The following is a 26,324-nucleotide window of genomic DNA, read 5'->3' as shown; positions in this document are numbered from 1 at the left end:
TCCTTACTTTAATAAATTAATTGTTCCTTTATAAATTCTGTTTTCACTGTCATTTAATTTAATTACATAAAAATAAACACCCACCTGAAGAGGGTTTCCTAAGTAACTTCCATTCCAGGCATTATCATAACCCACGCTATGGAAAATATGTTCACCCCATCGATTATAAATATCTATTTCTGCTTGCTTATAAAATAGATTAACGAAATCGAGTCGCCAATCATCATTTTTACCGTCACCATTAGGCGTTATCAAATTCGGAATTAACTCGGCAACATCTTCCACAATATTGCTTATTCTAATTATTTTTTGTTTCACACTAGGGCAACCAAACTGATCTGTAACAGTTAAAGTAACAGTATAATCACCATTTGCAGTATAAAAGGTGTTTGGGTTCTGCAATGTACTGGTTGATCCGTTACCAAAATCCCAGTTCCAGGTAACCGCCGCACGCGATGAATCAATGAAGGTAACATCTGTTTGTAATGACGGTAATAAATTTATATCGTAAAAAAACTGCGCTAAAGGTTTTGGTGTAATATTTAATGAGCGTGTTATTGTAGTTTTACATCCATTACCAGACGTTACAATATGCGTAATATTATAAATTCCTTGTGATGGAAATACAATTGAAGTATCCTTCGCATTCGAGAAACCAAATCCTCCAAAGTCCCAATAATATCCGCCTGGATCAGGAATTGTTGCAGGTGGTAAAATAGTGGATAAATCAGTAAAAGTAATTTCTTGTTCAGAGCCTGCGCAATTACGTGTTATACTCATACTTGCGTCAGGTAAAGCATAAATCGTAACAGGTTTGGTTATTGAATCTAAACAGCCATAACTGTTTCCAACAATCAGTTGAACGGTATAAACGCCCGGTGCGGTATAAGTGTATGACGGATTTAATGAATTCGTACTTGCGCCATCCCCGTATTTCCATATCCATGAATTGATTGTAGCAAACGGTTCCGTATTTATTGATAAATCTGTAAAGGTGGTTAAATCATTTAGGCAAACAATATTCGCACTGAAATTCGGAATTGGATCATCCCTGAAATCAATTCGAAGTTGATCAGAAACTCCTAAGCATAAACCATTATTGGTTGTACTAAATGATAACACAACAAATCCTGCTGAAATTTCTGCCGGTGAAGCTGTATAAGTTGGATTAAGATCGGTGTTAGAAGGCGAATAAGTTCCGGATCCACCATACCATTCTCCGGTATTGGTTATTGTTCCTGTTATATTTGCTGAAAGGGTGAAAACAGGATTATTTTTGCAGCTATTTAAGTCAATTCCAACATTAACTACCGGTGGTGCCGAAAACAATACAACTACACTGTCGGCTACTGGTAAACATTGTTGATTATTTGTAGTGGTTAATTTTAATTGTACCGTACCAGTAGCTATATCAGCCGGTGTAGGCACATAACTAGTTATTAAAGAAAGATTATTAGGATTAAAGAAACCGGTGCCTGTTGTTGTCCATTGACCCGTGGAAGTAACGGTTCCCGCAATGGTGCCATTTAGAAATACGTTTGGACTATTAGAACATTTAATAATAGGTTTCGTTAAACTTGAAAATACTAATGGCGCGTGATTCATGTAAACTACCACGGTATCATTTTCAGGTAAACATCCGGCATTATTTGTACTGGTTAATACAAATTTTAAATTATTTAAGGTGGTATCTGAATTTGAACAATTATAAAGCGGATTCATTACATTGATATTAGGAACAAATGTTCCGCTACCCGGTGCTACTACTTGCCAAACACCTTGATTTGTTGGGCCGATTACATTTCCGCCTAACTGTACAGTTGCATTATTAGAACAAATTGTTTGATCAATACCTGCATTTACAATTGGAGCTTGCGTAACCCAAAGTGAAAACGAATTAGAAATGTTCGGACAAATTCCTGTTGAAGTTAAATTAAAGGTTAATGGTTTAATAACTGTATCTAAAGGGTTAGGTGTATAAACGTTGTTAGTATACTGGGTGATAGGACCAGATAATGTACCCAAGCCATTATGTGTCCAGATACCAGTTATTGGGCCACCTCCTATAGAACCATTTAATGTAAAAGTTGTGTTTGAACAAATTGTTGCACTTGGCAAAGCATTTGCAACTACAAATGTATTTGATTTAAATTCGCTTGTATTGGCATAAGCACTACCTCCACCTGTGCTTCCATTGATAATACTCAAACCAAATAAATCTCTATTATTTCTTAACACGTTATGTGACCCCACTGCAATTGTTCCTACCGGATAATACAATTTTGCAGCAACTAACACGCCGGAAGAACCCGGTACAACCGTAAAACTAGCAGGTGAAATTGGAATATTAACGCCGTTACTAGTAAGTGTGAATGTATTTTGAAAACCTGATCTGGTGATTAAATTGAGATTTAAAGAATCAGCACTTAAACGAGTAAAATTATTGGTATACGAACCTGCGCAAAAAGCAGGCGCAATCTGAGCACCACTAAACTTACAACCATAGGCACTTGTATGAATCACATAAATTGGTTTATCAGAATTTATATAACTCATTCCTGAATTAACATCAACTGTAAATGTCTCCCCGTAATTAATTAGCGTATTCACAACAGTGGTTCCTGTAGTTATCTGTAAACTAGTAGCATTAACTGTGGATAAAATATAACCCATATCAATATTACCATCACCTCTAAGGAGCACGTAATTTTTTCCAAGATTATTGCTTGAAGTAATTTGATCGGCGTAATAAGATACACAAGTTGTGTTTGTATTTATTACCATACCGCTTACAGTAACCGCAATTGGCTTATCGGAAGAAACAATAGAACCATCCAATTCACTTGGGTTAATAGAATTGTTATCTCGAACAGAAAATGTTTCTCCCTGATTTAGACTTACAGCAAATGTGACATTGGCAGCTCTACTAACGCAATTCGTTCTTGGAGTAATTAATAGTACCGTAACTCCTGTACCGGTTGCAACAATATCAAAACCTACTCCACCATCCGTTGGACTCAAAGCAGTTGTTAATGTATTAGGTACCGGAATATAAAAATCGACGCCTTTGGCAACAGAACCTTTTAAACTCAACATTTCTTTATTCGCACCAGCCCCAATAGTATAGTACGCTGAAATATTAGCATTTGAGCTAATATACATTCCTTTGGTACTAACGGAGTTCACAGGTGCGCTTTCAACTGCCGTGATAGAAGCAGTAACATCGAGAACCTGAATCGTATTCGCGGGAATAGTAAGTGTAGCGTTTACACCGGTAATATTAGCCGGTTGGCGAACATAAACTGTAGCAGCCTGATTATATGTTTGTATATGCAACTGCACGGGGCTTTGGCCAAGTGTTGCTGAAATATCCGGGGCTACAAACCAAAAACTGGTGTCTATTTGTGCACCTGCACCCAAAAAGAAGACTACAAATAGAACTGAAAATCGTAAGCGTTTTAACATATTATCACATTTCTCGAATTCTACGAAAATAAGAAAAAAAAAGCAAAGTTTTTGAATTTAATAGGCTTGTTTTTAGTGAGTTAGTGTTTATAACTAAAATGCTTAAATTAAGGTTAGTTTAGGGTAGTTTATTTTTCCTAAAATTATTTATATTGTTGATTTTAAAGTATATACAATCGCATTGATATCAGCGTAATTTAACAAGCTTCTATTTGTTGATATTTTTTTAGTCAATAAAGTTTAAACAAATAACTTAAATTTAACAAATGCCTATCAATAGATCCAAAATAGAAGAATTTAAAGGATTAGAACTAATCGCTAAAAGGGTGGTTGAAGGATTTATTACTGGACTACACAAAAGTCCTTTTCATGGATTTTCTGTTGAATTTGCTGAGCACAGATTGTACAACACCGGAGAAAGCACCAAACACATTGATTGGAAACTTTATGGGAGAACGGAGAAATTATTCATAAAGCGCTATGAGGAAGAAACGAATTTAAGATGTCAAATAGTAATTGACACCTCGGGAAGTATGCATTTTCCGTTGGATAAAAATGATAATAAATTAAATTTTAGTGTACAAGCTGCTGCTGCATTAACCGAACTGCTTAAACATCAAAGAGACGCGGTTGGTTTAACGACATTTGATAGTGAAATAAGAGATCATTTAGTGGCTAAAAGTTATCCGGTGCACTTTAAACACATTTTTAATAAACTTGAAAATATTCTGGAACAAGATTTTAAAAACAAACCCACTTCTGCCGCCTCTGCATTGAATGAAATTGCAGAAATAATTCATAAACGTTCATTAGTTCTAATCTTTAGTGATATGTTTGAATCGCAAGCAAATAATGACGAATTATTTTCAGCTTTGCAACATCTAATGTATAAGAAACATGAAGTGGTGCTTTTTCATGTGGTAGACAAGAAAAAAGAGTTAGAGTTTAATTTTGAAAATAAACCTTATCATTTTATTGATTTAGAAAGTGGGGAAGAAATAAAATTAAATCCTAATCAAATTAAAGAACAATATTTAAAATCCATTAATGAATTTAATGCTGAGTTAAAAATTAAATGCGGCCAATTTAAAATTGAATTGGTTGAGGCGGACATTAATGAGGGTTTTGATAAAGTATTATATACCTATCTGGTTAAAAGAAATATGCTGCTAAAATAAATTAAGCTTGTGCAGTTGGTCCTCCAAAGTTCATTGGAAAGGCATTCTCAAATTCTTTTATTTTTCCGTGAACTTGTTCAAATTTCTGAAGATTTTCACTTAAGGCCTTAACTAATCGCTTAGCGTGTTGCGGTGTTAATAAAATTCTTGACTTTACTCTTGCCTTCGGAACTCCGGGCATAATTTTGATAAAATCGATTACAAATTCACTTTGTGAATGGGTAATAATAGCCAAATTGGAATATGTACCTTCAGCAATTTCTTCACTCAACTCTATATCTAAATGTGGTTGATTCTGGTTATTGTTTTCGTTCATAATTTTGATTTTTCGATTAATAATTTCATTTGTTGAGCTATTTCTTTAGCGGCCTCGGCGGCTTTCTCCGCAAAGTCTTCAGCATTGGAAGCATAAATAATATTTCGACTAGAGTTCACCAATAACCCAATATCCGAATTCATTCCATGCTTACAAACTTCCGCCAAATTTCCACCTTGAGCTCCAATACCGGGAACCAGTAAAAAATAATCTGGTATTATCTTTCTAATTTCCGAAATCATCTCAGCTTTCGTTGCTCCCGCAACAAACATCATATTCTCCTTCGACCCCCAGGAAGCACATTTTTCAATTACATGTAAGTATAATTCTTTACCGTTAATTTTTAGTTGCTGAAAATCTTCAGCGCCTTCATTACTGGTAAGTCCCAGCAAAATGGTCCACTTATTTTTAAACTCTAAAAATGGCTTCACAGAATCACTTCCCATATAAGGTGCTACGGTAATAGCATCGGTATTTAATCGTTCAAAATAAGCATGTGCATACATTGCGCTGGTATTTCCAATATCGCCCCGTTTTGCATCTGCAATTAAAAAATGATTCGGATAATTCGTTTTAATATACTTTATTGTTTTTTCAAGACTTTCTATCCCACTCAATCCATACGCTTCATAAAAGGCATTATTGGGTTTAAAAGCTACACAATACGGGGCCGTAGCGTCAATAATAGATACATTAAACTCATAAATAACATCATCATGACTCAATAAGTGTTGAGGAATCTTTTTAATGTCAGGATCCAAGCCAACGCATAAAAAACTTTTTTTCAGCTTTATTTGCTCAATTAATTTTTCTCGATTCATTTGTCAGTTAATTTATTCAAACAGTTCTCAATAAGTATTTTCACACTCGTATTATAATCTTTAGTAAACTCTTTACGCACACGGTTGGCAATAATCACACATACGGTTAAACACTGATGCCCCAACATTTTACCTAATCCGTAAAGTGCTGAAGTTTCCATTTCGAAATTGGTAATGTGCAAACCGTTATAATCAAATGCGGTTAATAATTCATTTAATTGATTATTTCCGGCCTTTAATCGGAGTTGACGACCTTGAGGACCATAGAAACCGGGTGCAGTGGCCGTGATTCCGACATGATTGCCGTTTGAAAATTTTCCTAAAAGCGTGTCACCACTCTTAACACAATAAGGAAAAGGCAAATTTGCGTTCCAATTTGTATGCGTTATAAATGCTTTACTTATTTCATTTTCGCAATAAGATTCCCAATTATGATAAAAGCTTAATAATCCATCTAAACCCAATCCGTGTGAACTTACCACCAAATCATTTACAGGAATATATGCTTGCAGCGCTCCACTAGTACCTAACCGAATCACATTTAATTTTCTAAGGACCTTATTAACTGTTCTGGTATCCGGATTGATATTGACTGCAGCGTCCAATTCATTCATAACAATATCAATATTATCTGTACCGATACCCGTACTTAAAACGGTAATTCGTTTACCATTATACAGGCCTGTAGTTGAAAAAAACTCACGGTGAGAAGTAGAAAATTCGGTACTACTAAAAAAAAGCAGCTATTTGTTTTACTCTACCCTGATCTCCAACAACAATAACATCATCTGCAATTTCTTCAGCACGCAGGTTAATGTGATAAACCCTCTTATCTGAAGTTAAAATTAATTCCGACTCAGGAAAGCTTTGCATAATTGGTAAAATTAGAAATAATAAACCAATTATTCATTTAAATTATAATGATAGGCAATGAATTAAATCATATAAGTAAATTCCTTTTTTTTACTTTACAAAAATTCCCATTTTCACTAATTCTTCCAATTGCACACGTTTACCTTTGTATAAGGCTGTTACAAACGCGTCGGGTTGGCCGGCTTTTATTACCTTTTTGTTATGTTCCCAGGCTTTTGAAATGGTATTAAATGCTCCACCAATGGTGATTCGGGTAATTCCATCATTCAATAATAACTTCTCCACCTTTCCGTGTTTTTTTAAATGTTTATAAGAATAATTTTTGGGGAATTTATAAGCGGCAATCTGCACTTTAAACTCCAATCCTTCTGCACTTATGTTTCCATAATCCTTATTAAATCGCATAGTTTTTTCTTGCAGTTTTGTTTTAGCCACCCAGGTATCTTCCGGCACCGGTGCTAAAGTAGATGGATTTGGAGTTAATGTAGGTGTTATTACCGGCTTTGCTGTATCCGGTTTGTCCCAAATAGCATCATGTATTTTTTCAGAATAACCTACAATATCCATTGTACTGATTGTAAATACATCCGGCGCCCGGTCTAAATAAGTGTAGGTAAATCTATATTCTGCTCCTTTTGGTAAGGTTGCTAAATATTGCCCATTAGCTTTGTTAGAATTAAATGATCGAAATATTCTATTATCGCGTGTCATCACTTCAATTTTAACTTTGGCTTCAACAGGCGTGGTATCAGATAAAGTACGACCTTTTACCAATAATAAATTTCTTTTAGAACTGAAATTGGTTTCAATCAAATAAATATCTTTCATACCAACACCACCGTGTTTACCGCTACTGTAATAACCGTTATTACCTGTTGCAGATAAAACAAAATAAATATCATCATCGGTTGAATTAATTGGGAAACCCAAGTTTTCTACATCTTTGAAAGTTGAATCCTGTGACATAGTAGCCTGAAAAATGTCATACCCACCCATTGACGTTTTTCCTTTAGAAGAGTAATATAGCGTTACACCATCAGGATGAATAAAAGGGGCATCATCATCCCAAATTGTATTAATTGAATCTCCCAAGTTTTGAATATTCCCCCAAGTTGAATCCGATTTTAAAGTGGCTTTCCAAATATCTTTTCCGCCAAATCCACCCGATCTTTCACTACTAAAAAAAAGTGTTTGTCCATCGGGAGATAATGAACAGTGACCATCCCAGGAATAGGTATTTACTTCGCCTTGTAACTTGTATGGTTTAGAGAAAACATCGCCTATTAAAAAACTCTGATATATATCTCCGTGATCATCTCCATTATCGCGATAAATAAAAAGAATGTGACCATCATGACTTAACGAAATAGCCGCATCGTGCACATCCGTATTAATACTATCTAAACCAATTGGTGTAGTAAATTGATCATCTTGTTTCACCGACATATAAATATCTTCCGGTTTTTCGCTGTCATCTTGCACATCGCCTTTACATTTATCACCCCGATGCGTAAAAATCATCACCGTTTCATCGGCAGTAATGGCCGGAACGTATTCATCCGTTTCCGTGTTGATTACATTTCCAACATTTTTAATAACGGCGTTGGTTGGTTTCGCTGTCCAGTAAATAGCATTAGCAATGTATTTTTTAAGATGTAGTGCGTCTTTTTTTCCTTCAGCGGTTGTCCTTTTGTCAGCCAAAAATTTATCCGCAAATTCATTAGCAATATCAAAACGATTAGTTAGATGGGCAGTTTTGGCGATATCATATTTTATATCTTCCACTTTATGATTGTGCGAATAAATATCACTTAATAAGGTATAAGAATCTTCATGTTTATCCGGACGATACATGGCGCATTTAGCATACACATATTTCAGAAATTTTTCTTCCGGATGATGCTTGTATAATTGCTCAAAAATAGGAAGGCACAAAAGATACCGTTTATCATCATACACTATTAATGCGTTATCCAAAGAATCTTTTTCAGTTTTACGCCATTTGCGAGTATTGGTAATTTGAGCAACAGCAGATACCACCAAAAAGAAAAAAAACAGAGAAAAAACCGAACGTAGTGTACACTTCATAATTTAGAAATTTTGTAATAAAAACAATGCTCCGGGCTTTGTACTTTCAGAAGGTAAACTCCTTGCGGTAATTCCTGAATATTGACTTTATTGTTTATATCTTTTGTATTTATGTTAATTTCTTTTACTTGATTTCCAATCATATCCAAAACAGAAACCTTAATACTAAGAAGGTAAATATCTGAAAAATTTATTGAAAAATCACCATTTTGTTGAACGGGATTGGGATATATACTAAAGTTTTTCTCAGTTAAAGAACGCTCTTTTTTTAATCCAACTACCTGATTTCCATACCGTATCATTGAATCTCTTTTCACAAAAAGGATGTCTTTATCCAGGGCATTTAAACTTTTTGTATAACCAACCTGAGCATATCCTTTATCGCGAGTTGGACACATATCAAAGGGTTCTTCATCATCCAAATACCCAAAACTTCCATTATTGCCACCCGTAACAAAAAATAAATCAGCGCCTAAGGCAAAGGTTGTAAAATCTACCGCAGTACCTTGATTTTCATCTTTAGCAAAAATCACTACAATATCACCGAAATTAGATTGCGAAGGCACAATTTTAAAAAACTCTTCATCTCTTGTTGCCGTACCATCATTAGTTTTATTAATATAATTACCGGTTGGTGAAAATTTAACTAACAACGCATCTAACTTTCCATTAGTAAAGCTTTCAGAACCTCCTGCCAGATAAATATCATTTAATTTATCTAAGGTTATATCATTAGCAAAATCTTTTTCTGGTCCGCCATAAATAATTCGCATCAGTGAATCACCATTGGTATTCAACTTAAATAAAATCATATCACCATTAATTTCACCATAACTTTCTGTAGATCCGGCCAAGAATATTTCATTACCATTTTTAGTATATGCTCCTTTAAATTCATCATTTTCGACACCACCAAAAAGTTTTTTCCAAATTAACATTCCGTTTATATCATACTTTATGGCAAATGCGTCGTATTTACCTTTCCCTTCACTTGACGTTTTACCACAGATAATAAAATTTCCATCGGCGGATTTTATTATATCGTATGCAAAGTCCCAATCTAAACCACCATAGGTTTTTAACCACAACTGATTTCCTAATTTATCTGTGCGGATAATAAGTGCATCATATCCCCCATTACCATAAGAATTGGTAAATCCGGTTATAATAAATCCGGAGTCTGGTAACTGAATGATTGCTTTTGCTACATCATTATTAAACCCTCCCAAAGTTTTGGACCAAAGCGTTACTCCCATGGAATCAATTTTAGTTAGGACCACATCTGAATTGCCCGCCCCATAAAAAGTTGTGCTACCGGTAATAATGTAATTACCTTCTAAAGTTTGTAATACTCCATATCCAATATCAATACCATTACCACCAAGCTTTGTATGAAAGTGAGAAGGAGGCTGCGCCAAACTCCAAAAAGAAAATAGAATAAAAAAATATACTAAAGTATTTTTCATTTTAATTTTTTTGCAATACTAAAAAATAAACTTTGCCCTGTGGTGGAAGCAGGTAACACATAACCCTGCAAACTATTACTTCCCACTCTAAAATACCATCCTTTTAAATTTGCAGTTACAGATAATCCTACATTTAATCTTCCATACCCTCCATATCCGGTATGTAAGGAAGCTGTTATATTATCCTTCGTGAATTCCGGCTCAACAAAAACATAAGGTTTATAATTGGCATTGAAAATGTGACGAAAACCGGTTGATAAACAAAATTTTTGTTGGCCAAAATAAATTTTATTTATAATTACCAAATTCGTTGGAATATTTACATTAAAAGGTTCGGTACGCGCATTGGTTAAACTTAAGGCCATGCTATCGGTATTTATTCTATTTAACGTAGAATCTTTTAAATCAATAATATTATTTACGTGATAGCCGCTGAAGCGAAGCACCGAATCGCTGTTATATTGTACACTATTGTTACGCCAATGTATAAAACCGATATTATTTGCATTCACAATTAATATGCTTTTTTTTCCTATTTTACTTTTATAGGGTGTTTCAAAATAAATATCTGCACTTGCTCCTACTCCATTAAAGCTGCCCAACCTTTTTTGCGTGGTGTCACTTAAGGCCATACTGAAATCAGAATTAAAAATTAGCTCACTTCCGTCTCCGGATGTAAACAAACTTGAATTTTTATTGGTCTTCAAATAAAATAATTGCTCACCTTTTAAAAATGAAACCGACATACCAATTTTTGCAACCGAATCAAAATGATGAATGATTGCTCCAAATTTCACTTCTTGAAAACGCAATGCATTTACATTAGAACCGGCCAAGTTAGCGGTACGACCTTTATACATTTGATTTCCGTAAAACATTAAATTGTAAAAATCATTGGTATAAGTAGCATTTAAAATTTCCTGATTTTTAAACTCGATTAAAAAATCAAATTTGGAATTTGCCTTTATAAAAGCACTAACATCATAAGATAGATTAAGACCAAAATTATTTTTTGCATTTAGATATTTGGATGAGGAAGCTTTTAAATCATCATCAATATTTCCTCCAAACACCAGTTTATTTAGCAACGAATTATTCATTCCGTTGCTGGCTAAATCGTAATCCAGATTAACCGAAACACTTCGGCCCATCTTATCATATTTAATAAATTCAGAATTGTATTGCCCAAATAAAGAAGAATACGTAAGCACGAAAAGGAATATGATATATGCGCTTTGTACTCTCATTTTCTTTTGGCCGTGTAATTTAACTCAGCAACTAAATTTAAATCAATTAAATAATTTTCCAGTATTTTAATTTCCGGCGGATTAGGCGGCATAATAAAAACAGTTTCAATTCTAACCTGTTCTGCACTTTTTAAATGCTGAATTTTTTCCTGAGTTAATGGTACATTGATTTTTGTAGAACTTGATGCAATAACCTCATTTAAATTATTCACCGAACCACCGGCAATGGTATTTAAACCATTCACAAATAAGGAATCTAATATAATTCCGTTTTTATCCAGAATAAATGCTTGCAATTTGGCTGAAAACGGATAACCATTTAATGCAGAGATAATAAACTGCCCATAATTTACATTATCCAATTGGGTTACATTTCCAAAATCAATTTTTGTTGTAGAAACAAGTTTAAAAGAATTAGCATTGTATTTTAAAGGTATATCTATGTCAGCTAAAACTTTAATTCCGGTATTGTAATAGGCGAAATCGTTATATCCGCTTAAATTACCTAAAGGATTAACAGTAATATTCCCTTTATAAGTAAGTTTGTCGGGTAAATTGGATAAAAATGGAACGATGTTGCTGTTATTCGCCAAGAGTGAAGTGGTTCTTACACTGGGGTAAATTTGACTTCCGCTTCTGGTAGCTCTATTGATGTTTAAGTTGGAAAGCTGATTGGTGCTTAGTGCAATAATTGAATTTCCATTGATTGATTTTATATCAGATAAGTTACCACTGAATTCACATCCAAATTCATTCAATATTCTAAATTCGAGATTAGCATCAGCTAACATAAAATTGGTAGCCGTAAACGATTTAATAATATCCAATTTGGTCGTGTCTGCCTTTATTTCTATATCATTCTGACCAAAAAATCCTTCGGCATATTCCGGCACTATATCAGCATAACTAATTTCTGCAGTTACTCCGGCACCAAATGGAATTATAACGGGCTGCGCACCGGCGTTTTGAATGGAATAAGTTTGAATCACCGTATTATATAAATTTCCGGTTTTCAAATTGAAAACAAATCCATTCATGGAATATTCTTTTACTAAACTATTATTACCCGGAGGAATCACATCGTCTATTGTAAATAATTGCCCACTTTTTACGGCGTTTGGCACTGTGTAAATTAATCGCAAAGGCTCCGTTAAACCGTTACTATACGTTACTTTTAACTTTCCGGTTCGAATAGCAACAGTTTTGAGTTGTGCTCCGTTACCTACACTAAAAGTTAATTCTGAAGGTTGAAGAAATACATTTTCTATAAACTGCCCTGCGTTTAACGTATAAGAAATTGCAGGAATAGTGAAATTAGTCACAATCGTGGTATCAGGCAGACTAATTAAAGAATCTAATTTAATAGCTGTAATGGTTCTGGTTGCCGCCAGATGTAATAAACCGTTATTATCTGTTTTAAAAATAGTGTCACCAAAAAAATTCTTAATATTCAACTCACTTTTTAAAATCGGGAACACTACATCTACATCCCATGTAGCGATAGTTGATTTGCGACAAGCAAAAAATGCCAGCAATAAGGCTATTATTAACCAAGTTTTTTTAAAAAACCGCACAAATACAAATATAACTTATTTTACCTCTCATTTTAGCTATTTTTTTAGGTCCTATTTTCATCAAAATTGATTAAATTTGTAAAGCCTACAAATTATGAAGATTGGAATCCGATTTTTTCTTTCCTGGATTTTATCCGCAATCACTATGTTTACCTTATTTTATGTTTGGCATGGTGTATTTTTAAATGATTTTAAACGAATTCAATTCCCACTTACTTGGTTTATCACTTTTGCCGCTTTTTCTTATTTGTTGATTGGTGCAGGAATGTATTTTTTATTCGAAAGCCGACTCATGAAACGTTTTGAATCCTCTATAATCAGAGCCTTAATTACCGGAATAATAAGTGGGTTAGGACTTGTCATGATTGCCACCGTTATACATATTTCATTAACCAAACAATTAAGCATGAATCACCTATTAATTAATTGCGTTTGGCAAGTTGCCGAACAATCTGTAGGTGTAATGGTCATGCTCGTATTAAAGTATGTAATCAGAGAACATGTTCACGAAGAAATTTAGAATTTATTAATGAAAGACATGTTTAGCTTTATAAAGTCCAAGCCCTTTTTTATTCATTTAGGTTTAATTACTATTGTATTAGTGGGCATTTTTTTAGGTGTTATTAAATGGCTTTCCATTTATACGGAACATGCTGATTTTGTTCAAGTTCCTGACTTTAAAGGCCTTGAACTTCGAAATCTGGAAAACTTTTCTTCCGATAAAAATATACATTTTGAAATTATCGATAGCATTTACGACCCTAAAGAAAAAGCTGGAATTGTATTAAGGCAAGATCCTGAAGCTTTAAGTAAAGTAAAACACAATAGAACCGTTTACTTATACGTTACCGGATTAGTTCCTCCGGCCATTGAAATGCCAAAGCTTATTGATAGAAGTGAAAGGCAGGCGCGATTAATTATCTCTTCCTATGGGCTAAAATTAGGAAAAGTTATTACAATAAATGCCGATTGCAATGGATGTGTTGTAGGTCAGCAAATAGACGGAAAAGATATTAACGAAGGGGATAAGGTTTTAAAAGGAAGTAAAATTAATTTGGTAGTAGGCGTTAAAGATAATAATTACAATGCCCTTCCAAATGATACTACTAAGGCGGATGATATAAATTTTGATGAAGAAGAATAGAAAAAATATTTATTTTGTAACACACTTACTTATTTTAGCTTCGTTTAATTCTAAAGCGCAGGAAGAATTAAGACCGCTTAATGGCAACATAAATTTATTTTATCAGGACCTTAAATTAAATAATAGTCAAAACGAGATTGCAAATAAAAAAAATGCAGCCAGCATAAATTTACCTTTTAAGGATGATTTTTATTATGCGGCAACCGGTAATTTTCCGGATCAGAATTTATGGAGCGATTCCAGCACACATGTGAATACCGGGCACGGTACAGCACCACCAAGTGTTGGAGTTGCTACATTCGACGGGCTCAATAAAATGGGTTATCCGTATACACCCTATATTTTAAACACCGCTCTAACGTACCCAGCTGATACCTTAACATCAAAACCCATTAATTTATTAACATCGGGCGCACAAACTTTACAAGCTTCTGATAGCGTTGGATTATCCTTTTATTATCAAGCCAGAGGATTTGGAGATTCGCCGGAAATAATAGATTCACTCATTCTTGATTTTTACAACCCAACCGCTGGTGTTTGGAATAATAATATATGGCATTCAAAAGGAAATGCCAATGCCAACATCAACGATACCGTATTCAAAAGAGGTTTTGTAATGTTAGATTCGGCTTATTATTTTAAAGACGGATTTAAATTCAGATTTAGAAATAAGGCTACTACATCCGGTGATTTTGACGAATGGCATTTAGATTACGTGTATTTAAATAAAGGAAGAACAATTATTGGCGATACCACTTATAATGATATCAGTTTTGGATATGTTCCGAGTCCTTTGCTAAAAAGATATGCTACCATGCCCTGGCATCAATATAAACCCGAAGAGCGGGCCAATAATTTAAATGTATTTATTAGAAGCAATTCCGGAATTACTATTCCCAATATGAGTTATCGTTACGCCATGTACCAAAACGGACTAGCAATTGATAATTATGATGGAGGAGCTATCCCGAATTTTAAACGATTTAAATATTTTGGTTGGAGTACTGATAATCAACACAGGTTTCCCGCTTTTACTTATACTTTCAATACATTTTCAGATAGCGTAGATTTCACCCTCAAGCATTACTTATTTACGGATGGAATTTCTGCTGATTTTTGTCCCGAAAATGATACCGTAATTCAACGCCAAACCTTTAAAAATTATTACGCATACGACGACGGAAGTGCTGAAGCGGCCTATTACATAAATGGCGCATTTGGTAAAATGGCTGTAAAATTTAATTTGAACTTTAGCGATACCTTACGATCTGTTCGGATTTATTTTGATCCCATTGGAAATATGCAAAGTGCAGAATCAGCTTCTTTTCAATTACAAGTATATGCTGATTTAGGTGGCTTTCCCGGACCGTTATTACTTCAGGATAGTTCAATGAAAGTAATTTATTTAAAAGCGGGGGTTAATGTTACGCCGGATTATACACTCACTACACCCCTTATACTTCCGCCGGGAGAATATTACATCGGATTTAAACAAAAAATTTCAACGGGAATTGGAGTAGGTTTCGATCGGAACTTAAATCACAGTAATTATTTATTTTTTGATTCAGGAAGTGGCTGGACACAATCCACGATTCCCGGATCTATCATGATACACCCGGTATTTGGAAGGGTTATTCCCCCTCCCGTTGGACTTTCTGAAAATAAAAACGTAATAAATTTATTTCGTGTTTTTCCAAATCCATCCCATGATATCATTTACATTACTCAAAACAATAAAACCCTTATTCAATATGAATTATTTGATATAACCGGGAAATTAATTTTAAAAAATTCTTTTTTTGGAAATCAAGTTGCCGTAAATGTATCACAAATTGAATCCGGGGTTTATTTCCTGCAAATAAATGATGAGCAAAATTCGCAACATCAAAAAATCATCATCCAACACTAAAGAAGCTAATTTAATATTGTAAATGAACCTGTGAAAGTAACAGAAGATAATGAAATTGATGAAAATTCATCAGAGGATGCACAGGAATTATTTGAACATCACAATATAAAAGTAGACAAAGGCCAGGTAATGCTTCGGCTTGATAAATTTATTTTAATTCGAATTTCTAACACAACCCGAACAAAAATTCAAAACGCTTGCGAAGCCGGATTTGTACGTGTAAATGGCAAACCCGCAAAATCTAATTACCGCATTAAACCATTCGATGAAATTTCTATTGTATTAACTGTTCCGCCGAGGGATATAGAAGTTGTTCCGGAAAACATTCCAATTAATATAATTTATGAAGATGATCATTTGGCCATTGTAAATAAAGAACCCGGCATGGTGGTACATCCTGCCTATGGAAACTACAGAGGAACTTTGGTAAATGCCTTGGCCTGGCATTTTCAAAATCTTCCCAAAAACAGAACGAAATTAAACAACGATGTTTATCTGGAACGGCCCGGGTTGGTACACCGAATAGATAAAAACACTTCGGGTTTATTGGTTATTGCCAAAACTGAATTGGCCATGATGAAACTTTCTAAAGAATTATACGATCGCAAAATGGATAGAAAATACAATGCAATTGTATGGGGTGATTTAAAACAAGAAGAAGGGACGATTATTTGTAATGTAGGACGTGATTTAAAAAACAGAAAAGTAATGGCACCTTTCCCTGAAGGAAGTGAACACGGCAAACATGCGGTTACACATTATAAAGTAATTGAACGCTTGGGATATATAAATCTGGTAGAATGTACGCTGGAAACCGGGAGAACGCATCAAATTAGGGTACATTTTAAAAGTATTGGACATCCCATATTTAACGATTGGGAATACGGAGGAGATGCAATATTAAAAGGAGTAAATAGTGGAAAATACAAACAATTCATTCAAAAATGTTTTGAAACTTTACCCCGCCACGCCTTGCACGCTAAAACACTGGGAATAACACACCCATTCACTAATAAAAAATTATTTTTTGATAGTGAACTTCCAAACGATATGAGTAGTTTCTTGGTGATGTGGCGTAATTACATGAAAGAAAATAAAAACTAATAGATTTTTATTGATTTCTTTTAATTAATTGTTCTTATTCCCGCTCTTTATTACTTTTTTTTCACTTATTTTAATCCGGTAATTTTTTACACATGTTTGAAGGTATATTCACTATAGAATCAGTATTGAGTTTGTTGAGTTTAACCGTAATGGAAATTCTGTTAGGTATTGACAATGTTATATTCGTTTCCATTGTCATGAGCAGATTAAATACTTCAGACGCTAAAAAAGCAAGTATGATTTGGATGGTGAGTGGTATCATCATGCGCATTTCTTTATTATTCATTTTGGTGTTTTTAATAAAGGGTGAATCGGTTTTATTTAATTTATTTAATCATCCTGTTCAACTCAAAGATTTAATTATGTTAGGGGGAGGTTTATTTTTACTCGTGAACAGTACCTTGGAAATTCATAATAAAGTAGAAGGTGCTAATGAAGAAGGAGAAGAAGCTAAAACCAATTTAAAAAAAGGATTTAAGGCTATCATTATTCAAATTCTTTTAATCGATTTGGTTTTTAGTATGGATGGAATAATTACGGCAATAGGAATGGCCAATAAATTACCAATAATGGCCACCGCAGTTTTAATTAGCATGATTGTTATGTTTTATTATTCTCCAAAAATTGCGTCCTTTATAAATAAACACCCTACTTTTAAAATATTAGCTCTTTCCTTTTTAGTTCTCATTGCCGTTTTATTGGTTATTGAAGGTATTCATGTTGAAAATATCCATATTCCAAAGGGTTATATCTATTTTGCAATGGCTTTTAGTTTTATAGTAGAGTTATTAAATTTACGATTTAGAAAAAAAACAAATCCGGTTCAATTGCGGAGCAATACGCTGGAAGATATCAATTCATTAAAAAATGATATAAATGGATAACAAAATAAAAATTCTCGAAGAGAAAAAAAATGAAGCTATACTGGGCGGAGGTCAAAAACGGATAGACGCCCAACATAAAAAAAACAAATTAACCGCCAGAGAGCGAATTCATTTTTTATTGGATGAAAATTCTTTTGAAGAAATTGGAATGTTAGTTACTCACCGTAGTTCTGATTTCGGATTAGATAAAGAAAAATATTTAGGCGATGGGGTTGTAACCGGATATGGCACAATTAACGGAAGATTAGTTTATGTTTTCTCACAGGATTTTACTGTATTTGGAGGTAGCTTGAGCGAAACTCACGCCGAAAAAATTTGTAAGATTATGGATTTAGCTATGCAAAACGGTTCTCCGGTTATCGGGCTAAATGATAGTGGCGGAGCTCGAATTCAAGAAGGAGTTGTTTCTTTGGGAGGATATGCGGATATATTTTACAGAAACGTGAGAAGCAGCGGTGTTATTCCTCAACTTTCTGCTATTATGGGTCCATGCGCCGGCGGAGCGGTTTACAGTCCTGCTATTACCGATTTTATTTTAATGGTTGAAAATACCAGTTATATGTTTGTAACCGGGCCTAATGTTGTGAAAACAGTAACTCATGAAGAAGTAAGTAGCGAAGAGTTAGGCGGAGCAATTACACATGCCAGTAAAAGCGGAGTAACTCATTTTGCATGCGCTAATGAAGTGGAAGCCATCAATCACATCAAACAACTTTTATCGTACATGCCGCAGAATTGCGAAGAAGATGCTCCTTCCTTACCTTATACAATAGGAAATGAATCACGACCCGCATTAAACAGCATCATACCTGAAAATCCAAATCAGCCCTATGATATGCGAGATGTTATTACAGAAATAATTGATGAAGGAACTTTTTTGGAAGTACATAAATTATTTGCCGAAAATATTGTAGTAGGCTTTGCGCGCTTAGCCGGAAAAAGTATTGGAATTGTTGCCAATCAACCTGCCGTATTAGCCGGTGTATTAGATATTCATTCTTCTACAAAAGCTGCTCGTTTTGTTCGCTTTTGCGATTCCTTTAATATACCTCTCTTGGTATTTGAAGATGTACCGGGATTTTTACCGGGAACAGATCAAGAATGGAACGGAATTATCAGCAATGGAGCTAAATTATTATACGCGTTTAGTGAAGCTACCGTGCCGCGCATTACCGTAATCACAAGAAAAGCATATGGCGGTGCTTATGATGTAATGAATAGCAAACACATTGGAGCAGATATGAATTATGCCTGGCCAACTGCAGAAATTGCAGTTATGGGCGCGAAAGGAGCTGCTGAAATTATTTTTAAAGGTGAAATTGCTGAAGCGAAAGATAAAGAGGCTAAGCTAAAAGAGAAAGAAAATATTTACAAAGAAATGTTTGCTAATCCTTATCGTGCAGCTGAAAGAGGTTTTGTGGATGAAGTAATAAAACCCGAAAACACAAGAATTAAATTGATAAAAGCATTTAAAATGCTGGAAAATAAAGTAGATAAACTTCCAAAGAAAAAACACGGAAATATGCCTTTGTAAAATGTTAGGTGGTTTATTTTATTTTTTTGGAATTTTTATTTTAGGAACACTTACCCTAGTGTGCTCTGTATTTAGTATCATTTATTTCGCAAACAATAAAAAAGGTAAATTCATTTGGCTATCCGGATTTTTAGCATCTCTACTTTTACTTCTTCTTATTATATTCCTTTTAGTACAGAAAATTACCCATAAAGCAAGAAATTTTGTGAGTGACTTAGAGCATAGTTTTGAAATGAATATTGATACCACTTTTGCAAATAAAAGCTATAAAAGAGCCGATACCGCACAATCCAAACAAATCCAATACTTAAAAATGATTGAAAAACCGGAGCATAAAAATGCAATCCCTTCACAATTCTACACCTATTTGGGATTTCAAGATTATTATCGTTTGCCCCTGGTTTATCCGTTTGCCATACATTGCACAGATAGTTTGGATAACGGATATCTGTATAACGAATCTGAAGTTGTAAAGTTTGACCAATCGGATAATGGTGAGGTGCACACCGGAATAATTAATATTGTTGAATTTAATTTTGATCAGAATATTTTTATTGCGAAAATTAAATACGATACCGAAAAAAATAAACATCGGTATATTATCTATTTTTTAAATTCGGGAGAAAAAGAAGAATTTGACACTGCTGCCGAATTCACCAAAAGAGCACAACAATTAAAATTCGGAAAATCTTTACAATTACTGAGTTGTCAAAAGTATTTTAAGCTTTTATAATTCGTTTTTATTTCGGGGGTGGAAACTTAAAATATTGTCGCGTAAATATTGTTTATCTAAGTGCGTATAAATTTCCGTTGTAGTTATACTTGAATGTCCCAACATCTCTTGCACAGCCCTCAAATCTGCACCCCCTTCAACCAAGTGAGAAGCAAAAGAATGCCTAAATGTATGCGGACTTAATTGTTTTTTGATACCGGCTTTTTCTGCCAATTCTTTAATAATATAAAATACCATTACCCTACTTAGTTTACTCCCCCTCCTATTCAAATAAACAAAATCTTCATTGCCCTTTTTGACGGAAAGAGTAGATCTTTCATTTCTCATATAAGCATCAATTTTTTTAGCAGCCGGTTTACCAATAGGAATTAAACGTTCTTTTTTTCCTTTTCCCTTTACTTTTATAAAATCTTCGCTTAAATGCATTTGACTAATTCGTAAATCCACCAATTCACTCACACGTAAACCACAACTATACATGGTTTCCAAAATGCTGCTATTCCGTTCTCCACCGGGTTTACTCAAATCAATTGACGCTATCATTTTATCGATTTCCTGAATTGTAAGAGGTGTTGGCAGTTTACGAGTGATTTTTGGTTTTTCAAGTAATTCTGCCGGCGAACTTTTCAATTCATCTTCTAAAACCAAATATTTATAAAAAGTCTTGATGCCCGATACAACACGAGCTTGTGTAGTATCCGAAAATCCCATTTCTGCTACCCATTCAACAAATTTCGCAAGTTGTTTATAGGTAAATAAAAGTGGAGAGGAATGTTTGTAGTTGGATTCTGAAAAGGTCTGAAGTTTTTTTAAATCTCCAAGATAGGCATCAATTGTATTCTCTGATAAGGATTTTTCTAATTGTAAATAACGTTTAAAACCGGAATAAAAAACCGTCCAGTCTGCCATATTCTTATTTCTTCACGCCCTCAATTCCGGATTCTGTAAAAATGATTAGAACATCCTTATCCTTCATTAAAATTAACTGATTACCCTTAACTGTGTAATTATTTATTTTAGGCAAATTTTCCTTGATATCTTCTTCAATTCCTAAAAGATGATCAGGACATGGCGTTTTAGCCGGCACCGCAGTTGTGAATTTGATGCTTTGATCTTTGATTTTAACTTTAAGCTTTACGAAATTACAGGAAGTAAAACAAGTAGCCTCATTCGCTTTTAAATCAAAAACTATATGTCCTTTATCACGCACCAAGGCGTTTTTTTTACCTCCAATAAAAATTGAATTTAAATAATAAGTAGTTTTATCCTTAATAGGATACTTTTGTGCCTTACAAACTTGAAATGTAAAAATGCACGTAAATATTAAAATAACCCGTAATTTCACTTTATGAATATAACCGTAATTAATGGACCAAATTTAAACCTTTTAGGCAAAAGAGAAAAGGATATTTATGGAAACATGGGTTTTGATGAGTATTTAGTGCTTTTGCAAAAGAAATTCAAGCAGGTTAACTTTAAATATTTGCAAAGTAACATTGAAGGTGAACTTATTAATCATATACAAACCGAAGGTTTTGCAGCTGACGGAATTATATTAAACCCGGGCGCTTATGGGCATACATCCATTGGTATAGCCGATGCGGTAGCCGCTATTAAAACTCCTGTAATTGAAGTACATATTAGCAATATTTTTGCGAGAGAAGATTACAGACATATATCCTATGTCGGAAAAAACTGTATTGGCAGTATTTCAGGATTCGGATTACAATCTTACGAATTAGCAGTAAAATACTACTTAGATAAATCATAAATTAATAATAGATGCGTCGCCAGCCCCTTCTCTTACAATCACGCATTCATCTCCGCTGCAATCAATCACAGTAGAAGGATAAACATTACCAAAACCTCCATCAACAACAATATCCACTTCACTTTCATATTGCTGATGAATTAGTTCCGGATCTGAAAAATATTCTAAAATATCATCATTTTCGTTATGCAAACTTGTTGAAATTAATGGATTGCCCAACTGTTCAACAATAGCTGTACATATTTTATTATTAGGCACCCGGATACCCACCGTTTTCTTATTTTGCTTTAAAAGTTTGGGTACTTTTTGACTGGCGTTTAATATAAATGTATATGGCCCGGGTAAAGCTTTACGCATGATGCGGTAAACCGGATTAGGAATTGGACTGGTATACTCACTTAAATGACTAAGATTACTACATACAAATGAAAAATTAGCTTTATCAGGTTTTATTCCCTTTAACTTGCAAATCTTTTCAAAAGCTTTAACGTTTGTGATATCTGCTCCCAAAGCGTAAACCGTATCTGTAGGATAAATAATCAACCCGCCGTTTTTTAAACAGGAAATGATTTGATCCATGCCTTTACTGCTTAGGCTATTGTCATTTAATCGTATTAACATAAACTTGTACCCTATAGGTTGCTGTGATTTTGAATTATTAAAAGCCAATTTATGTCAAAAATTCTACTTTCCCATCATTCCTACGTAACCTTTTTTAATATTTGTATTATCGCTTTAACTGCGTTTCATGAAACAATTCATTTTATTGCTTATTATTTTCCTAAGCGCAACTACGTTTCATGGTCAAAACCTTTATTTTAATGGAAATGTAAAAGACACGGCTGCATCGCAAGGCTTACCCAATGTACTAATGATGGCTGTAAAGTTTAAAGACAGTAGTTTGGTTAGTTTTACACGCACCAATAAAGAAGGCGTTTTCAAATCTTTAGTTGTTCCGCTTGATACATACATTGTCATATTATCGCATCCCAAGTTTAATGATAAAACTTATTTATTAGTTCCTTCTGCTGACAGTGTTTATAATTTTAAAAATGTAGTACTCCCTTCCAAATCGATTGAATTAAATGAAATTGAAATATTAGCTTATAAGGATAAAGTGTATTACAAAGGAGATACACTTATGTTTACTGCCGATTCATTTAAAACCAGACCGAATGCCAATGTTGAAGATTTACTGAGAAAATTACCCGGTGTTAAAGTAGATGCAATGGGAAAAATAACCGTTCAGGGTAAGGCGGTTGATCAGGTATTGGTGGATGGAGACGAATTTTTTGGAAGCGACCCAACAGTAGCCACTCGAAATTTAAATGCAAAAACATTGGAATCGGTTCAAGTATTTGATAAAAAGAAAGACAATACAGAAGGAGAAGGTAATACAGATGAAATGTTGAAGGTGATGAATTTGAAATTAAAAGAAGATGCTAAAAAAGGATATTTTGGAAAAATTTCAGGAGCCAGTGACTTTAATAAATTTCATGAAAACGATTTATTAGTTAACCGATTTAAAAAGAATTTAAAAATATCGGCATTTGGTTTATGGACCTCAACACCCAAACAAGCTTTTGACTGGAGCGACGCTTATAAGTACGGCATTAACGATAATGGTAATGTATCCTTTGATCCGGAATCTAATTCCTGGACCAGTTTTGAAGATAATAAATCAGGGATTCCTACTACTTTAAAAAGTGGTTTTTATTTTAATAATAAATTTGGTAAGTCAACTAAAGTAAATGCCGATTATACCTTCCGTCAAACCGGTTTACTTTCAGGTTCGGAAGTTAATACACAATACTTTTTAGATGACACCACCTATACCAATCAACAACTTTCTTCTAATAACAATCAAAACTTGAGTCATAACTTTAATTTCAAACTTTCCACCAAGTTGGATTCACTAACCGAATTGATAGTAAGACCTAAAGGTAGTTTGGGCATAACTGAAACATCAAACTTAAAAATTGATGATTTTGTAAGTGAAGAAGGAACCACAACCCGAAGAACTTCTATTCTGAATAATGGCAAAACCGAAAAAACGGATGCCGACATTTTGATGAAAATCAACCGGAATTTTAAAAAGAAAGACCGACAATTATCTATTATGTACAACCCTACTCTATTTGAACAAAAGGGTAAAAATAATTTAAACACCGACTTTGTTTATTTTCAATCCCAATTAAAAGACTCGAGTATTGCGCAGCAACGCGAAACATCAAGTTTAAAAAATTTAAACAACGGTTCATTAACCTATACTGAACCTTGGAGTAAAAAATTAAAATCGGAATTTAGCTACGGAATATCACATAGCTTAAATGCTAATACCAGAAAAACATTTGATTTTGGTGGGCAGACTTACGATCTTTTCAATACTTTACAATCCAATGACTTTAGAAATACCCGATTAACTAACCGGGGTGGAACAAGATTAACTTATGAAGTTAAAAAGTATAAAATTGGAGTTGGCGTAAATTATAAAAATATATATCAGGAAAATATTAATGTAACCGATAATCAGAAATTAAATAAAACATTTACCGGATTTTTACCTTATGCTAATGCACAAATCCGATTTTCACAAAGTTCAAACTTATGGATGAATTATTATTCAGATTTGCAAACTCCGGAGTTATCGCAAATGCAACCGGTTGTAGATAATAGCGATCCCAATAGGATTTTTATTGGTAATCCGGATTTAAAACCTGCCTTTGTAAATAATTTAAACATGAATTATTATTTCTACAAAGGAATAAGCGATGTGCATTTTAATGTAGGTATTTATGGTTCTCAAACCTTTAATCAGTTTACCAATACCAGCTATTTTGACAGCTTAGGAAGAGCCATTGCGACACCAACTAATATTAATGGTAATTACTATGGAAATACCTGGCTTGGCGGTGGGTTTCCAATACTTCACCGATGGTTGAAAATAGAATATAGATTAAATGCGAATATAAACAGAAACCTTTCGTACGTTAACAATAAACTTAACACGGTTGAATCTTATGGGTTTGCACCTGAATTAACAATTGAAAAGCAAATAGAATGGATGGAATTAGGAATAACAGGCGAATATAAATACGATAACACAAAACAAACAATCAGTATTAATTCCAATCAAAATTATTATTCCTATTCAGGAGGAGCTAATTTATCACTCAAATTACCAAAAAAGTTTTACATCACCTCTGACGTGAAATACACCAACAATGGAAACAGAACTCCGGGCTTTAATTTAGAAGTAACCACCATCAATGCAACCATAAGTAAAGCCTTTTTTAAACGCGATGCATTAACTGTTGTTTTGGAAGGTTATGATTTATTGAATCAAAATGTAAACAATACAAGATACGTAAACAGTAATAGTATTGTTGACAGTAAAACTCAAGTAATAAAACGCTTTTTTCTATTTCGTTTAATCTATAAATTTACTAGTCAAAAAGAAGAAGAGGAGGAAGAAGATGATTTTTAGAATTAGCTTAAGCATACTTATATTGCTCTGTTCCCTTGCACCGGCACAAATCACAAGAGGAAAAATAACTTTTGAAAGAAGAACAAATTTGTATAAAAAATTTAAAGGCGATGATTATAAGCGATGGATTAAAGAAGAAGACAAGATAAAGATAGATTTTTTTGAATTATATTTTAATGATACGATTTCGGTTTTTAAACCACAGGAGAGTGAATTGAAAGAAAATTTTGAATGGGCTACGCAAAAAAATACAGTTTATCAGAATTTCAACACACAAACAAGATACTTGCGAAAATTCTTTTGGGGAGAAGAATTAAATCTTACAGATAGTTTATTTACCAGAAACTGGAAAATAACGGAGAGTACAAGAATGATTGCCGGTTACGCATGCAGAAAAGCACTTTGGCAGGTAAATGATACTACTCGAATTTACGCCTGGTTTAGCTACGATTTAATTCCCGGTACAGGTCCTGAAAGTTTTTATGGATTACCAGGAACAATATTAGGATTAGCTACAGAAGATGGTGGCATAATTTATTTTGCCAAAAAAGTAGAATTAATAGAACCCCCGGTTACTGTTTTCATTCCCTCCAAACGTAAAAAAGTTTACACCGTACCTGAAATGAAGGAAGAAATGATTAAACGTTGGGGTAAAGAAAAATGGTTTAAAGGGGTAATTCACGAAACCTTTGAGGTATGGTAAAAAAAAAGCCCTTTTTCAAAGGCTTAA

The 26,324-nt window shown here is 33.9% G+C and carries 21 protein-coding genes and 1 pseudogene; 11 read left to right on the top strand and 11 right to left on the bottom strand.

The annotated features are described in order from the left end of the window. Positions 1-3 precede the first annotated feature (3 nt). A complete protein-coding gene (locus tag IPM51_04700) occupies positions 4-3,465 on the bottom strand; it encodes a gliding motility-associated C-terminal domain-containing protein (protein MBK9283601.1) in 3,462 nt (1,153 codons plus the stop codon). Between the two features lie 266 nt (positions 3,466-3,731). Here IPM51_04700 and IPM51_04695 point away from each other — a divergent pair, with 266 nt between their 5' ends. After that, positions 3,732-4,643: a DUF58 domain-containing protein gene (locus tag IPM51_04695; GenBank protein MBK9283600.1), complete on the top strand. Its 912-nt coding sequence runs from the start codon at positions 3,732-3,734 to the stop codon at positions 4,641-4,643. A 1-nt stretch (position 4,644) separates the two neighbouring features. On the opposite strand, the gene IPM51_04690 is transcribed toward IPM51_04695, so the two are convergent. The 7 genes and pseudogenes from IPM51_04690 to IPM51_04660 form a co-directional block, all read right to left on the bottom strand. Next, positions 4,645-4,959 (bottom strand): DUF3467 domain-containing protein, encoded by a 315-nt coding sequence (locus IPM51_04690; GenBank protein MBK9283599.1) that lies wholly within the window; start codon positions 4,957-4,959, stop codon positions 4,645-4,647. Beyond that, positions 4,956-5,780, bottom strand: coding sequence for an orotidine-5'-phosphate decarboxylase (gene pyrF / locus IPM51_04685; GenBank protein ID MBK9283598.1), 825 nt, complete (start codon positions 5,778-5,780; stop codon positions 4,956-4,958). The genes IPM51_04690 and pyrF overlap by 4 nt, the downstream gene beginning before the upstream one ends. Next, positions 5,777-6,653: pseudogene (locus IPM51_04680) on the bottom strand (nucleoside phosphorylase). The gene pyrF and the pseudogene IPM51_04680 overlap by 4 nt, the downstream one beginning before the upstream one ends. A gap of 90 nt (positions 6,654-6,743) precedes the next feature. After that, complete coding sequence (locus IPM51_04675) at positions 6,744-8,741, bottom strand: PD40 domain-containing protein (protein ID MBK9283597.1); 1,998 nt, start codon at positions 8,739-8,741, stop codon at positions 6,744-6,746. Continuing rightward, the gene (locus IPM51_04670) at positions 8,738-10,207 is read right to left on the bottom strand and encodes a T9SS type A sorting domain-containing protein (protein ID MBK9283596.1); all 1,470 of its coding nucleotides are present in this window, start codon (positions 10,205-10,207) and stop codon (positions 8,738-8,740) included. The genes IPM51_04675 and IPM51_04670 overlap by 4 nt, the downstream gene beginning before the upstream one ends. Further along, complete coding sequence (locus IPM51_04665; GenBank protein ID MBK9283595.1) at positions 10,204-11,454, bottom strand: hypothetical protein; 1,251 nt, start codon at positions 11,452-11,454, stop codon at positions 10,204-10,206. Before IPM51_04665 ends, IPM51_04670 begins: the two co-directional genes overlap by 4 nt. Next, entirely contained in the window at positions 11,451-13,028 is a 1,578-nt protein-coding gene (locus IPM51_04660; GenBank protein MBK9283594.1) for a hypothetical protein, read from the bottom strand. Before IPM51_04660 ends, IPM51_04665 begins: the two co-directional genes overlap by 4 nt. 94 nt (positions 13,029-13,122) lie before the next feature. Here IPM51_04660 and IPM51_04655 point away from each other — a divergent pair, with 94 nt between their 5' ends. The 7 genes from IPM51_04655 to IPM51_04625 all read left to right on the top strand — a co-directional run bounded on the left by IPM51_04655 (position 13,123) and on the right by IPM51_04625 (position 20,336). Next, complete coding sequence (locus tag IPM51_04655) at positions 13,123-13,548, top strand: hypothetical protein (GenBank protein ID MBK9283593.1); 426 nt, start codon at positions 13,123-13,125, stop codon at positions 13,546-13,548. A gap of 9 nt (positions 13,549-13,557) precedes the next feature. Continuing rightward, positions 13,558-14,172, top strand: coding sequence for a PASTA domain-containing protein (locus IPM51_04650; GenBank protein ID MBK9283592.1), 615 nt, complete (start codon positions 13,558-13,560; stop codon positions 14,170-14,172). Next, positions 14,159-16,081 carry a T9SS type A sorting domain-containing protein gene (locus IPM51_04645; protein ID MBK9283591.1) on the top strand — a complete coding sequence of 641 codons (1,923 nt, stop codon included), beginning with the start codon at positions 14,159-14,161 and terminating at the stop codon, positions 16,079-16,081. Before IPM51_04650 ends, IPM51_04645 begins: the two co-directional genes overlap by 14 nt. A 129-nt stretch (positions 16,082-16,210) precedes the next feature. Then, positions 16,211-17,185, top strand: a complete 975-nt coding sequence (locus IPM51_04640) for an RluA family pseudouridine synthase (GenBank protein MBK9283590.1) — start codon at positions 16,211-16,213, stop codon at positions 17,183-17,185. Between the two features lie 92 nt (positions 17,186-17,277). Beyond that, complete coding sequence (locus IPM51_04635; GenBank protein ID MBK9283589.1) at positions 17,278-18,069, top strand: TerC family protein; 792 nt, start codon at positions 17,278-17,280, stop codon at positions 18,067-18,069. Continuing rightward, on the top strand, positions 18,062-19,603 hold the full coding sequence (locus IPM51_04630; GenBank protein MBK9283588.1) for an acyl-CoA carboxylase subunit beta: 1,542 nt from the start codon (positions 18,062-18,064) through the stop codon (positions 19,601-19,603). Before IPM51_04635 ends, IPM51_04630 begins: the two co-directional genes overlap by 8 nt. Before the next feature lie 58 nt (positions 19,604-19,661). Beyond that, positions 19,662-20,336, top strand: coding sequence for a hypothetical protein (locus IPM51_04625; protein MBK9283587.1), 675 nt, complete (start codon positions 19,662-19,664; stop codon positions 20,334-20,336). Here IPM51_04625 and xerD read toward each other — a convergent pair. Further along, complete coding sequence (gene xerD / locus IPM51_04620) at positions 20,331-21,245, bottom strand: site-specific tyrosine recombinase XerD (GenBank protein MBK9283586.1); 915 nt, start codon at positions 21,243-21,245, stop codon at positions 20,331-20,333. The genes IPM51_04625 and xerD overlap by 6 nt on opposite strands. A gap of 4 nt (positions 21,246-21,249) precedes the next feature. Next, the gene (locus IPM51_04615; protein ID MBK9283585.1) at positions 21,250-21,681 is read right to left on the bottom strand and encodes an META domain-containing protein; all 432 of its coding nucleotides are present in this window, start codon (positions 21,679-21,681) and stop codon (positions 21,250-21,252) included. Positions 21,682-21,684: 3 nt separating this feature from the next. On the opposite strand from IPM51_04615, the gene IPM51_04610 reads away from it, so the two are divergent. Beyond that, positions 21,685-22,107, top strand: coding sequence for a 3-dehydroquinate dehydratase (locus IPM51_04610; protein MBK9283584.1), 423 nt, complete (start codon positions 21,685-21,687; stop codon positions 22,105-22,107). On the opposite strand, the gene IPM51_04605 is transcribed toward IPM51_04610, so the two are convergent. Next, on the bottom strand, positions 22,102-22,728 hold the full coding sequence (locus IPM51_04605; protein ID MBK9283583.1) for a threonylcarbamoyl-AMP synthase: 627 nt from the start codon (positions 22,726-22,728) through the stop codon (positions 22,102-22,104). The two genes, IPM51_04610 and IPM51_04605, sit on opposite strands and share 6 nt — an antisense overlap. A gap of 127 nt (positions 22,729-22,855) precedes the next feature. Between IPM51_04605 and IPM51_04600 the strand changes: the two genes are divergently transcribed. Beyond that, positions 22,856-25,594 (top strand): outer membrane beta-barrel protein, encoded by a 2,739-nt coding sequence (locus IPM51_04600; GenBank protein MBK9283582.1) that lies wholly within the window; start codon positions 22,856-22,858, stop codon positions 25,592-25,594. Next, positions 25,584-26,297 carry a GLPGLI family protein gene (locus IPM51_04595; protein MBK9283581.1) on the top strand — a complete coding sequence of 238 codons (714 nt, stop codon included), beginning with the start codon at positions 25,584-25,586 and terminating at the stop codon, positions 26,295-26,297. Before IPM51_04600 ends, IPM51_04595 begins: the two co-directional genes overlap by 11 nt. Positions 26,298-26,324: the final 27 nt, after the last annotated feature.

It is taken from the genome of Sphingobacteriaceae bacterium (assembly GCA_016715905.1).
Taxonomy (GTDB): Bacteria; Bacteroidota; Bacteroidia; order B-17B0; family Aurantibacillaceae; genus Aurantibacillus.
The sequence above is the reverse complement of the archived record's forward strand: the minus strand, read 5'-3'. Positions and strand labels throughout refer to the sequence as shown.